Source organism: Streptomyces sp. NRRL F-5122 (assembly GCF_001507435.1).
Classification (GTDB): domain Bacteria; phylum Actinomycetota; class Actinomycetes; order Streptomycetales; family Streptomycetaceae; genus Streptomyces; species Streptomyces lannensis.
In genome coordinates, this window is sequence record NZ_LMWH01000302.1 from 21,402 (window position 1) to 33,338 (window position 11,937).

Sequence of the window (11,937 nt, forward strand, 5' to 3'; positions counted from 1 at the left end):
GCTGACTCGTATGAGTGACGTACGCGGCGACCTGCTGCAGCAGATCAAGGACAAGGCCGTGGTGCACGGCAAGGTGACCCTGTCGTCCGGCCTGGAGGGCGACTACTACGTCGACCTGCGCCGCATCACCCTCGACGGCGAGGCCGCGCCGCTGGTCGGTCAGGTGCTGCTGGACCTGACCGCCGACCTGGACTTCGACGCCGTCGGCGGTCTGACCATGGGCGCGGACCCGGTCGCGGCCGCAATGCTGCACGCCGCCGCCGCGCGCGGGAAGAAGCTGGACGCCTTCGTCGTCCGCAAGGCGGCAAAGGCGCACGGTCTGCAGCGGCGCGTGGAGGGTCCGGAGATCAGGGGGCGCCGGGTCCTGGTCGTCGAGGACACCTCCACCACGGGCGGCTCTCCGCTCACCGCGGTGGAGGCGGTGCGCGAGGCCGGGGCCGAGGTCGTCGCGGTCGCGACGATCGTCGACCGGGCCACGGGCGCGGCCGAGAAGATCGAGGACGGCGCCGGGGTCCCCTACCGCTTCGCGTACTCGAAGGACGAGCTGGGACTGGACTGACCCGCACGGTCATCCGCTGGACAGGGTGTCCGAAGCATCCGGTCAAGTCTGGAAAGATGGGGCCGACGATGACGTCACACCCTAGGTCAGGGCCGTACGTACGCAGAACGCACCCGCACATACAAGGAGCGGACAGATGCCCATCGCAACCCCCGAGGTCTACAACGAGATGCTCGACCGGGCGAAGGCAGGCAAGTTCGCCTACCCGGCCATCAATGTGACCTCGTCCCAGACCCTGCACGCTGCCCTGCGCGGCTTCGCGGAGGCCGAGAGCGACGGCATCGTCCAGATCTCGACGGGCGGCGCCGAGTTCCTGGGCGGGCAGTACGACAAGGACATGGTCACCGGTTCCGCGGCCCTGGCCGAGTTCGCGCACATCGTCGCGAAGAAGTACCCGGTCAACATCGCGCTGCACACGGACCACTGCCCGAAGGACAAGCTCGACGGGTACGTGCGCCCGCTGCTCGCGATCTCCGAGGAGCGTGTGGCCCGCGGCGAGAACCCGCTGTTCCAGTCCCACATGTGGGACGGTTCGGCGGAGACCCTCTCCGACAACCTGAAGATCGCGCAGGAGCTGCTGGAGCGCGCCCGCGCCGCCAAGATCATCCTCGAGGTGGAGATCACCCCCACCGGCGGTGAGGAGGACGGCGTCTCCCACGAGATCAACGACTCCCTCTACACCACGGTCGACGACGCGATCCGTACGGCCGAGGCGCTGGGCCTGGGCGAAAAGGGCCGTTACCTGCTGGCCGCCTCGTTCGGCAATGTGCACGGCGTGTACAAGCCGGGCAACGTCGTCCTGCGCCCCGACCTGCTCAAGAACCTGAGCGAGGGTGTGGCCGCCAAGTTCGGCCTGCCGGCCGACAGCAAGCCGTTCAACTTCGTCTTCCACGGCGGCTCCGGCTCCACCGAGGAGGAGATCCTGACGGCGCTGGAGAACGGCGTGGTCAAGATGAACATCGACACCGACACCCAGTACGCCTTCACGCGTCCGGTCGCCGACCACATGTTCAGGAACTACGACGGCGTCCTGAAGGTCGACGGCGAGGTCGGCTCCAAGAAGACCTACGACCCGCGGACCTGGGGCAAGCTGGCGGAGGCGTCGATGTCCAAGCGCGTCTTCGAGGCCTGCGGCCACCTCCGGTCCACCGGTACGCGCATGAAGTGACACGGGTCGGCGGGGTGCCGTACAGCGGCGGCACCCCGCCACCACCGGCCGCCCGGGCCGTTCGGTACAGCACCGGCACGGCCCCGGTCTGGCCCGGTGCCGACGGACGCGGGATGATCCCCACATGGCCGTCACCGCACAGCAGGGGCCCGTCGTCAGGATCGGCACCGCGCAGGGGAAGTGGATCCTCCTCACGACCGTGCTCGGCTCCAGCATGGCCCTGCTGGACTCCACCGTCGTCAACGTCGCCCTTCCCCGCATCGGCAAGGACCTCGATGCGAGCCTCGCCGCCCTGCAGTGGACCGTCAACGCCTACCTGATCACGCTCGCCGGCCTGATCCTTCTCGGCGGCTCCCTCGGCGACCACTACGGCCGCCGCAAGGTCTTCGTCATCGGCGTGGTCTGGTTCGCGGCCGCCTCCCTGCTCTGCGGACTGGCCCCCACCTCGGGCTTCCTCATCGCCGCCCGCGCCCTGCAGGGCATCGGCGGTGCCCTCCTGACGCCCGGTTCGCTCGCGCTCATCCAGGCGTCGTTCCACCCGGACGACCGCTCACGGGCGGTCGGTCTGTGGTCCGGTTTCGGCGGCATCGGCGCCGCGATCGGCCCGTTCCTCGGCGGCTGGCTGGTGGACGGCCCGGGCTGGCGCTGGGTCTTCTTCCTCAACGTCCCGCTGGCCCTGCTGTGCGCGCCCGTCGCCGTCCGGCACGTACCGGAATCGGTCGGAAGCTCGGCCCGGGAGGTGAGCGGGGCAGAGCGTTCGCGCCGACGCTTCGACGCCCTCGGCGCCGCGCTCGGTGCCGTGTCCCTCGCGCTGGTCACCTACGCCCTCATCGAGGCCGGCAGCGGTTCCCCGGTCGTGGTCGTCATGGCGGTCGCGGGCCTGGCCGCGGGCGTCGCTTTCGTGTACGTGGAGAAGCGCCACCAGGACCCGATGATGCCGCTCGACATCTTCGCCTCCCGCCAGTTCACCTCGGTCAATCTGGTGACCCTCTGCGTCTACGCGGCCTTCGGCGGTTTCTTCTTCCTCACCGCGCTCCAGCTCCAGGTGGTGGCGGGCTACTCGCCGCTGCGGGCCGGCACGGCCCTGCTGCCCACGACCGTGCTGATGCTCCTCTTCTCGTCCCGCTCGGGCGCCCTGGCCGAGCGCATCGGACCGCGCATACCGCTCACCGTCGGCCCTCTGCTGTGCGCGGTCGGCATGCTGATGATGCTGCGCGTCGGCAAGGACGCCTCCTACCTCGCCGACGTGCTGCCGGCCGTGCTGGTCATGGGCGCGGGCATGGTCACCCTGGTCGCCCCGCTGACCTCGACCGTGCTCGCCTCGGTGGACACCGACCGGGCGGGCCTGGCCAGTGGCATCAACAACGCGGCGGCCCGCGCGGCCGGGCTGATCGCGGTGGCGGCGCTGCCGGTGCTCACCGGCATGGGCCCGGAGGCGTACCGCTCGCCGGACGCCTTCGACGCGGCCTTCGACCGGGCGATGCCCCTGTGCGCCGCGGTACTGGCGGTCGGTGCGGTGCTCGCCTTCGCGACCGTCCGGAGTCCGGCTCCGGACTGCCGTCGGCCCCAGTGCCGTACGTACAGCTGTGTGGCCGCGCCGCCGCTGGAGCCGCCGCGCGGGACCGCGGTCGCCAAGCCCGATCCGGCCACCTGACCGGCTTCTCGCCGGTGCGGACACCCGGCGTCCGCCGGGCCGCGGGACCGGTCGGCCCGGCCGCCGCTGGAACGGATCCTTCCGGAGGGAGCCCGTGCGACCGGCGGTGATCGAGGGCGATGCCTCACACTGGATCTCATGACCCTTCACGAGAATCTGCTCGGGGGCCCGCCCCCGACCCACCTCCCGGACGACCCGGGGCCGCGTGAGCTCCTCGCGAGCGGCACGGCGTCCGCCGACGTCGCCGCCAAGTACCCGGCCTCCTCGCTCGCCTGGGCCCAGCTGGCCGACGAGGCGTTCGAGCGGGGCTCGGTCGTCGAGTCGTACGCCTACGCGCGTACCGGCTACCACCGGGGTCTGGACGCCCTGCGCCGCAACGGCTGGAAGGGCCACGGACCCGTCCCCTGGGAGCACGAGCCGAACCGGGGCTTCCTGCGCGCCCTGCACGCCCTCGCGCGCGCCGCACAGGGGATCGGCGAGCAGGAGGAGTACGAACGCTGCTCGCAGTTCCTGAAGGACTCCTCTCCGACTGCGGCCCAGACGCTCGGCTAGCCCTTGGGAGTGGCGGGGCCCGCCTGTGACAGGGCGGGCCTTGCGAGGACCTCGTGTTTTACGCAGGATGCCGGTGGGGACCGGGGCCCCCGTGCCGGCATCGGCAGGGGCGGACCGCTACCCGAAGCACACAACAGGAGACAGCGATGTCCCAACAGGCTCATCAGTCGCACGAGACTCAGGAGCCCGAGACCCCGCATCTCGACTTCCAGGGCACGACGCCGTACGAGGACTACGTCAAGGCGGATGTGCTCACCCACCTCCAGCACACCCTCTCCGACGACCCCGGTGAGATGGTCTTCCTGGTCACGACCCAGGTGATGGAGCTGTGGTTCACCGTGATCGTCCACGAGTGGGAGACCGCCGCCCGGGCCCTGCGTGAGGACCGGGTGCCGGTGGCGATCGACGCGCTGAAGAGGTCCGTACGGGAACTGGACGCGCTGAACGCGTCCTGGCGCCCCCTCGCCCAGCTGACACCCGCCCAGTTCAACTCCTACCGCTCCGCCCTCGGTGAGGGCTCCGGTTTCCAGTCGGCGATGTACCGGCGCATGGAGTTCCTGCTCGGCGAGAAGTCCGCCTCCATGCTGGTCCCGCACCGCGGTGCGCCGCGTGTCCACGCCGAACTGGAGAAGGCGCTGCACGAGCCGAGCCTGTACGACGAGGTGCTCCGGCTGCTCGCGCGCCGCGGGCACGCGGTTCCGGACGCGGTGCTGCGGCGTGACGTCTCCCGTCGCTACGAGCCCTCGGCCGAGGTCGAGGCGGTGTGGACCGCCGTCTACTCCGGAGATCCGATGGACGAGCTCGCGCGGCTGGGCGAGACGCTGACCGATGTGGCCGAGCTGGTCTGGCGCTGGCGCAACGACCACCTGGTGGCGACCCGCCGCGCGATGGGTGCCAAGTCCGGCACGGGCGGTTCGGCCGGCGTGGCCTGGCTGGAGAAGCGGACGCAGAAGAACGTGTTCCCCGAACTGTGGACGGCGCGGTCGTATGTCTGAACCCATCCTGAGAGCGCAGAAGCTGGACGCTGCCGACGAACTGGCCGGACTGCGGGCGAAGTTCGTGCTCGACGAGGTCGTCTACCTGGACGGGAACTCGCTGGGCGCGCTGCCGGCCGCCGTACCGGCCCGGATGGAGGACGTCGTCCGCAGGCAGTGGGGATCGCTGCGGATCCGGTCCTGGGACGAGAGCGGCTGGTGGACGGCGCCTGAGCGGATCGGCGACCGGATCGCGCCGCTGGTCGGGGCGGCGCCCGGGCAGATCGTGGTGGGGGACTCCACCAGCGTCAACGTCTTCAAGGCACTCGTGGCGGCCGTGCGGCTGGCCGGCGAGGGCCGGGACGAGATCGTGGTCGACGCGACGACCTTCCCGACGGACGGCTACATCGCCGAGTCGGCTGCCCGGATGACGGGCTGCACACTGCGACCGGCGACGCCTGCGGAGGTGCCCGACGTCGTCACGGGCCGTACGGCGGCGGTGCTGCTGAACCACGTCGACTACCGCACGGGACGACTGCACGACCTGCCGGGGCTGACCGCGGCCGTGCACGAGGCGGGTGCCGTGGTGGTCTGGGACCTGTGCCACAGTGCGGGCGCACTGCCGGTGGGCCTGGACGAGCACGGTGTCGATCTGGCGGTCGGCTGCACCTACAAGTACCTCAACGGAGGTCCCGGCTCTCCCGCCTTCCTGTATGTGCGACGCGAACTGCAGGACCGCTTCGACTCCCCGCTGCCGGGCTGGAACTCGCACACGGAACCCTTCGGGATGCGCCCGTCCTACGAACCGGCGGCGGGCGCGGTGCGCGGTCGCGTCGGCACCCCGGACATCCTGTCCATGCTCGCTCTGGAGGCGGCGCTGGAGGTGTGGGACGGCGTCCCGATCGACGCCGTGCGCGCCAAGTCCCTCGCACTCACCGACTTCTTCCTGGAGTGCGTGGCGGCTTATGTCCCCGAAGGCGCCGTCGAGTCCCTGACGCCCGTCGCGCACGCCGAGCGGGGCAGCCAGGTGGCGCTGCACTGCCCCGGCGCCGGTGACGTGATGAAGCGGTTGATCGAGAACGGCGTGGTCGGCGACTTCCGGCCGCCGGACGTGCTGCGTTTCGGTTTCACGCCGCTGTACGTGGGCTTCGCCGACGTGGAGCGGGCGGCCCGGATCCTGGCGGGCACGCTGTCCTGACGGACCGGTCCCCTCCCGGCCCGCGAGGGGACGGAAGGGGACCCGGCGGCGGTGCGCACCACGCTGCGAGACCGCCGCCCAGCCGTCGTTGTGCAGCTCGGGCGGCGGTGCCGGCCGGCGGGCGTGTCACCGCGCGAGTATGTGCGCCGTGGCCGTGGGAGACGGCAGAACCGTTTGCCCTTCACCGAGCGTGACATCCCCGTGGGGACCCGCCTCGCCCGCCTGATACCGTCCCCGCCAACGGCCGATTTCCTTCCGGCCCGCGTACGTATTCCGTTTCGCCGCTGAGAGGTTGGAGCATGTCGGACGACGCCGCCCGGGACGCCGCGGCCCGTGACGCCGCCGAGGAGGCCTCCGCCTTCTCGCATCCACCGGTCGAGCCCGACTCCACCGCCGCGTACGGCGACCACCCCGACCAGGTGATCGACTTCTACGCCCCGCGGGAGCCCGCCGACTCCGCGGAGAAGGCCCAGGTCCCCCTGGTCGTCGTCCTGCACGGGGGAGCATGGCGCTCGCCCTACGACCGCAGGCACCTCACTCCGTTCGCGGACTATCTGGCCCGCCGGGGCTTCGCCGTCGCCAACGTCGAGTACCGCCGGGGAGCGCTCATCCCGGCCCAGGCCGACGGTGCGGACGGCGGCACGGGACCGGTGTCGGGCCGCTGGCCCGATACGTTCGACGACGTCGCGGCCGCGTTCGACGCGCTCCCGGCGCTCGTCCACGATGTCCTGCCGCAGGCCGATCCGCGCCGCACGGTGATCACCGGCCACTCGGCGGGCGGTCATCTCGCGCTGTGGGCGGCGGCCCGCCATGTCCTCCCGCCCGACTCCCCGTGGCGCACGGACCGCCCGGCCCCGCTGCGCGGTGTCGTCGCGCTCGCGCCGATCGCCGACTTCCACATCGCCCGGAAACTGGAGGTGTGCGGCGGGGCGGTGTCCCAACTCATGGGCGGAGACGACATGTTCGCGGAGCGTCAGCCGTACGCCGATCCGGCTCTGCTGCTGCCCACCGGCATCGCCACGACCCTTGTCCAGGGGCGCACGGACATCGTGGTTCCGCAGGCGGTCGCCGAGGCCTACGCGGAGGCTGCGGCCAAGGCGGGCGAGGTCGTGGGCCTCACCCTGCTCGAGGACGTCGGACACTTCCCCCTGATCGACCCGGCGGCGGACGCGTGCGCCGTGGTGGCCGAGGAGATCGCGCAGTTGGCCTGGTGACCGGCCAACGCCCCTGTGAGCAGGGCGAGTCGAGGAGGACGTTCGGGCCCTCCCCGCGCCGTCCCGGTCATACCCGTCATACCTGAGAGCTACTTCCCAGGTGAGTTCCACGGCGTGATGCCGACGACACGTCACGCTTCGTAACGTCCCCTCCAGGACGGCCCGATGAGCGGGCCGGCGGAAGGGAGGGACGCCATGGGCCTGCGGGGGTGGAGCCCGGCCGCCGTCATCGGCGCTGCCGGGTGGGTGCGGAACGGCGGCCGGGCCGAGGTCGGTGGGAGCGAGGAGGGCGATCGGACCGGGGAAGCGGAACGGCGCCGGTCGCGTCGCGGACGCCTGCGCCGTACGCTGCTGGCCGCCCTGGTCATGAGCGCGGTGGTGGTCCCCCTCTCGGCCGCCGTGCGGCCCCGGATCCCGGCACCCGCGCCGGCGGCGCTCGCCCCGCTCTCGGTGGCCACCCTCAACGCGACGTACCGGGCCAACCGCGCCGACGCCGCCGAGGCGTCCCGGACGGCCGCGGCGCACGGGGACCGCGGGCGCGCCGCGAAGGACCGCGCCCTGGCCTCCCCCGCCCGTGACCTGCTCGCCTTCGACGGACGGGGCACGGGCCGGGCGACGGAGGTCTTCGGCGACCTGGCCACGGCGCGGCGGATAGCCGTCCTGGTCCCGGGTTCGGACACCACGCTGGACACCTATGACCGCCTCCGCTCGGGCGCACAGAACCTGCATCGCGCGGTGGGCGGCAGCACCGCCGTCATCGCCTGGCTCGGGTACGACACGCCCCGCACGCTCAGTACCGGTGCCTTGACCACGACCGGCGCCGAGCGGGCGGCGCCGCTCCTCGAGCGGTTCGTGAGCGAACTGCGCGGCGCGCTGGGGCCCGCACCCCGTATCTCCCTGCTCTGCCACTCCTACGGCACGGCGGTGTGCGCCCGCGCCGCCTCCGCCGACGTGCAGGACGTCGTCCTCCTCGGCAGCCCCGGTACGGGCCTGGACTCCGTCGCCGATCTGCACACCCGTGCCCGTGTGTGGGCTGCCCGCGGCAGCGGTGACTGGATCGCGGACGTGCCCCACCTGCGCGCCGATCTGTTCGGCACCACCGTCGGCTTCGGCACGGACCCGGTGTCCCCGGCCTTCGGCGCCCGTGTGTTCGCCGCGGGCGACGGCGGCCACAGCGACTACTTCGCACCGGCCTCGGGCTGTCTGGCCGGCCTCGCCCGGATCGTCCTGGGCAGGACGCCGGAGGTGCCCCGTGCGTGACCGGAGCACCCGCGTGCCGGTCCGCGACGCCCTGTGCACCGCGGCGCACCGCATCGATTCGGCCACCCCCGCCGGACGGGACCGCGCGGTCGACGCCCTGCGGGCCCTCGCGATCCTCGGCGTCGTCCTGGGCCACTGGCTGGTGACCGCCCTGGTGGCCGACGGCGGCGCCCTGCGCACGGCCAGTCCGCTGCACTTCATGCCCTGGCTCGCCCCGATCTCCTGGGTCTTCCAGACACTCGCCGTGTTCTTCCTGGTGGGCGGTCGTACGGCGACCGGGAGCCTCGCCTCGGCCCGGGCACGCGGGGTCACCTACGGCCGTTGGCTGCGCTCCCGAGTGACCCGGCTCTTCGGGCCCGTCGCGGCCGTGGTGGTGCTGTGGACGGTGGCGGCGTGCTGTCTGCTTCTCGGCGGCGCGGACGCCGGCACGGTGCACACCCTCGTGAAGCTGGCCCTGTCGCCGCTGTGGTTCCTGCTCGTCTTCGCGGTCCTCACGGCGGCGACCCCGTTGCTGACCCGTCTCAACCCGCTGTGGCCACTGGCCGTCGTTCTCCATGTGGACCTCATCCGTTTCGGGTTCGGCGGCCCGTCCTGGCTCGGCTGGACGAATCTGGCCGCCGGCTGGCTCGTGCCGTACACGCTGGGCGCGGCCTGGACGCGCGGTGAGCTGGAGGGCCGACGAGCCGGCTGGGTGCTGCTCGCCGGTGGCGCCGCGGCGACGGCAGGACTGGTGGTGTGGGCGGGTTACCCGGCGTCGATGGTGGGCGTCCCGGGTGCCGCGGTCTCCAACCTCGACCCGCCGACCCTGGCCGCCGTCACCTTCGGTCTCGCGCAGTGCGGACTGGCGCTGGTGCTGCGCGAACCGCTGCGCCGCGCGCTGCGCCGCCCCCTGGCCTGGGCGGCCGTGGCCCTGGTGAACCTCTCCGCGATGACGATCTTCCTCTGGCACCAGACGGCCCTGATGGCGACCACGGCGACGGGTCTCCTCGCGGGACGACTGCCGGGGCTGCACACCGTCCCGGACGGGCCCTCCTGGGTCGCGGCCCGGCTGGTCTGGCTCCCGGTGTTCGCCCTCGCCCTCGCCCTGTGCCGGTCCGCCTTCCGGGTCCACGAACAGGGGCCGCGCCGGTCGCGGGGCCGCCGTTCCCGTGTGGTGGCCGTCCACCGGTCCGGGCGGGCGCGCATCGAGGCGGCCGACCGTGCCTAGGGCGGATCCGACGGACGAGGGGCGGTACGCGGAAGGCGGCGACCGGCCGCCGGGAGCGCGCCCCCCGGCCGCCGCGCCGCCGCCGCATCTTTCCGGCGTCGCCGGTCCGGGCGCCTCGTGGGTTCGCGGGCGTCTGCCCGGGCTGCTCGGCCTTCTCCGGGACGACCTGTGGACGTTCTCCTCGGACCCGCTGCCGCCGCTGTCGCGGCCGCGGCTGCTCCGCCGGGCGCCGCATGTCCTGTTCTGCGCGATCGCGCTCGTCCTGTCGTCGGGCGCCGTGGGCGAGTTGCACAGCACGTATGCCCTGACTCTCCCGCTCGCCGTGCCGATCGGCGGCGCGCAGGGCGGGGCCGTCGCGCTCGCCCTGTGGCGTCCGCTGCCCGCCTGGTGGCTGTCGCTGGCGGCGCTCGTGACGGCAGCCCAGGCGAGCCGGGTCGCCGCGGGCGGTGTCTCGCACCCGTCGCCGGACCCCCCGCCGTGGCCCTGGACCGGATCGGGTGTCGTGGCGTGCACGCTCGTGCTGTTCCTGCTGGCCCTGCGGGTCCCCACCCGGGTGAGCGCCGGAGCGCTGGCACTGACCGCGTTCGGCACGTATCTGCTGCAAGGCGTCGAAGGCGCCTCCTCGTACTCGCCGACCAGCGTGCCCGCGATGGTCGTGCTCACCGTCGTCGTCCTCATCGGCACGGCGCTGCGCGGCCGCCGGGTGGCCCGCAGCCAACTCGTCGAACTCGCCGGTGTCACCGCCGAGGAACGCGCCCGGCGCACGCTCCTGGAGGAGCGCAGCCGCATCGCCCGCGAACTGCACGACGTGGTCGCCCACCACATGTCGGTCATCTCCATCCAGGCCCAGGTCGCCCCGCACCTCGTGGAGAACCCCTCCGAGGAGCTGAGGGAGAACCTGGACGGCATCCGCAAGAACGCCTTGGAGGCACTGACCGAACTGCGCCGCGTCCTCGGTGTCCTGCGGTCGGAGAACCCCGCGGACCCCTACGGCATCGGCAGCGGCACCGGTCCCGCCCCCGACGCCCCGCAGCCCACCCTCGACCGGCTCGACGCCCTGGTGGAGAACACCCGCACGGCCGGCCTCGAGGTGCAGACGGAGATCACCGGCGAGGTGCGCCGGCTGTCGCCCGGCGTGGAGCTGTCCGCGTACCGGATCGTGCAGGAGGCGCTCAGCAACGCGCTGCGGCACGCCCCCGGATCCACCGTCCGCGTCCAACTCGCCTATTTCCCAAGGGGGCTGCACGTCCGGATCGCCAACTCCGCTCCCACCCGCACCGCGCCGCCGTCACCGGGGGCGGGCCACGGGCTGCTCGGCATGCGGGAACGCGCCATGATGCTCGACGGCACGCTCGTCACCTCCGCGACTCCGGACGGCGGTTACGTCGTGGCGTGCTTCCTGCCCGGCACCGAGGGCCTTGCGCCCGACGACCCCACCGGCACGACAGGAGAAGAGGACCGATGACGAGCAGTACCGTCCGCGTACTGATAGCCGACGACCAGATGATGGTGCGGCAGGGCTTCACTGTGCTGCTCAACGCCCGGCCCGGCATCGAGGTCGTCGACCAGGCCGTGGACGGCGAGGAGGCCGTCGCCAAGGTCGCCGAACTCGCCCCGGACGTTGTGCTGATGGACATCCGCATGCCCGGTCTCGGCGGCATCGAGGCGACGCGCCGCATCACCGCGGACGCCCCGCATCCGAGGGTCCTGGTGCTCACCACCTTCGACCTGGACGAGTACGTCTACGACGCCCTGCGCGCCGGGGCGTCGGGCTTCCTGCTGAAGGACGCCTCGGCCGACCAGCTCGCGGAGGCGGTGCGGGTGGTGGCCGCGGGTGACGCACTGCTCGCGCCGGGGATAACCCGCCGTCTGATCGCCGAGTTCTCGCGGCTCACCGATGCTCCTCGGGCTCCGCTCAAGCAGCGCGTCGGCGATCTGACCGAGCGGGAGACGGAGGTCCTCGCCCTCATCGCGCAGGGACTGTCGAACGCGGAGATCGCCGGCAGCCTGGTCGTCGCCGAGCAGACCGTGAAGACCCATGTCGGCCGGATCCTGGTCAAGCTCGGCTTGCGGGACCGGACGCAGGCGGCGGTGTTCGCCTACGAGTCGGGGCTGGTCCGGCCGTCGGGACGATGACCCGGGCCACCCGTA

General features: G+C 72.6%; 11 protein-coding genes. All 11 read left to right on the forward strand.

Annotated features, from left to right (window positions below; genetic code table 11):
* Positions 1-10 precede the first annotated feature (10 nt).
* On the forward strand, positions 11-559 hold the full coding sequence (gene pyrE, locus ADL25_RS43670) for an orotate phosphoribosyltransferase (protein ID WP_059133531.1): 549 nt from the start codon (positions 11-13) through the stop codon (positions 557-559).
* A 136-nt stretch (positions 560-695) separates the two neighbouring features.
* The gene (fbaA, locus tag ADL25_RS43675) at positions 696-1,727 is read left to right on the forward strand and encodes a class II fructose-bisphosphate aldolase (protein WP_059133532.1); all 1,032 of its coding nucleotides are present in this window, start codon (positions 696-698) and stop codon (positions 1,725-1,727) included.
* 124 nt (positions 1,728-1,851) lie between these two features.
* Complete coding sequence (locus ADL25_RS43680) at positions 1,852-3,381, forward strand: MFS transporter (protein WP_059133533.1); 1,530 nt, start codon at positions 1,852-1,854, stop codon at positions 3,379-3,381.
* Between the two features lie 138 nt (positions 3,382-3,519).
* The gene (locus ADL25_RS43685; RefSeq protein ID WP_059133534.1) at positions 3,520-3,933 is read left to right on the forward strand and encodes a DUF3151 domain-containing protein; all 414 of its coding nucleotides are present in this window, start codon (positions 3,520-3,522) and stop codon (positions 3,931-3,933) included.
* A 146-nt stretch (positions 3,934-4,079) separates the two neighbouring features.
* The gene (locus ADL25_RS43690; RefSeq protein WP_059133535.1) at positions 4,080-4,928 is read left to right on the forward strand and encodes a tryptophan 2,3-dioxygenase family protein; all 849 of its coding nucleotides are present in this window, start codon (positions 4,080-4,082) and stop codon (positions 4,926-4,928) included.
* Positions 4,921-6,105: a kynureninase gene (gene kynU, locus ADL25_RS43695; RefSeq protein WP_059133536.1), complete on the forward strand. Its 1,185-nt coding sequence runs from the start codon at positions 4,921-4,923 to the stop codon at positions 6,103-6,105. Before ADL25_RS43690 ends, kynU begins: the two co-directional genes overlap by 8 nt.
* A 299-nt stretch (positions 6,106-6,404) precedes the next feature.
* A complete protein-coding gene (locus ADL25_RS43700; protein WP_059133537.1) occupies positions 6,405-7,319 on the forward strand; it encodes an alpha/beta hydrolase in 915 nt (304 codons plus the stop codon).
* Between the two features lie 195 nt (positions 7,320-7,514).
* On the forward strand, positions 7,515-8,579 hold the full coding sequence (locus ADL25_RS43705) for an alpha/beta hydrolase (RefSeq protein WP_079051016.1): 1,065 nt from the start codon (positions 7,515-7,517) through the stop codon (positions 8,577-8,579).
* Positions 8,572-9,786 carry an acyltransferase family protein gene (locus ADL25_RS43710; RefSeq protein WP_059133538.1) on the forward strand — a complete coding sequence of 405 codons (1,215 nt, stop codon included), beginning with the start codon at positions 8,572-8,574 and terminating at the stop codon, positions 9,784-9,786. Before ADL25_RS43705 ends, ADL25_RS43710 begins: the two co-directional genes overlap by 8 nt.
* Entirely contained in the window at positions 9,779-11,251 is a 1,473-nt protein-coding gene (locus tag ADL25_RS43715; RefSeq protein ID WP_079051039.1) for a sensor histidine kinase, read from the forward strand. The genes ADL25_RS43710 and ADL25_RS43715 overlap by 8 nt, the downstream gene beginning before the upstream one ends.
* The gene (locus tag ADL25_RS43720) at positions 11,248-11,922 is read left to right on the forward strand and encodes a response regulator (protein ID WP_059133539.1); all 675 of its coding nucleotides are present in this window, start codon (positions 11,248-11,250) and stop codon (positions 11,920-11,922) included. Before ADL25_RS43715 ends, ADL25_RS43720 begins: the two co-directional genes overlap by 4 nt.
* Positions 11,923-11,937: the final 15 nt, after the last annotated feature.

Coding starts and splice junctions, on each gene's coding strand:
- ADL25_RS43685 (WP_059133534.1), top strand. CDS start 3,520: ATGACCCTTCACGAGAATCTGCTCGGGGGCCCGCCCCCGACCCACCTC.
- pyrE (WP_059133531.1), top strand. CDS start 11: ATGAGTGACGTACGCGGCGACCTGCTGCAGCAGATCAAGGACAAGGCC.
- fbaA (WP_059133532.1), top strand. CDS start 696: ATGCCCATCGCAACCCCCGAGGTCTACAACGAGATGCTCGACCGGGCG.
- ADL25_RS43720 (WP_059133539.1), top strand. CDS start 11,248: ATGACGAGCAGTACCGTCCGCGTACTGATAGCCGACGACCAGATGATG.
- ADL25_RS43680 (WP_059133533.1), top strand. CDS start 1,852: ATGGCCGTCACCGCACAGCAGGGGCCCGTCGTCAGGATCGGCACCGCG.
- kynU (WP_059133536.1), top strand. CDS start 4,921: ATGTCTGAACCCATCCTGAGAGCGCAGAAGCTGGACGCTGCCGACGAA.
- ADL25_RS43690 (WP_059133535.1), top strand. CDS start 4,080: ATGTCCCAACAGGCTCATCAGTCGCACGAGACTCAGGAGCCCGAGACC.
- ADL25_RS43705 (WP_079051016.1), top strand. CDS start 7,515: ATGGGCCTGCGGGGGTGGAGCCCGGCCGCCGTCATCGGCGCTGCCGGG.
- ADL25_RS43700 (WP_059133537.1), top strand. CDS start 6,405: ATGTCGGACGACGCCGCCCGGGACGCCGCGGCCCGTGACGCCGCCGAG.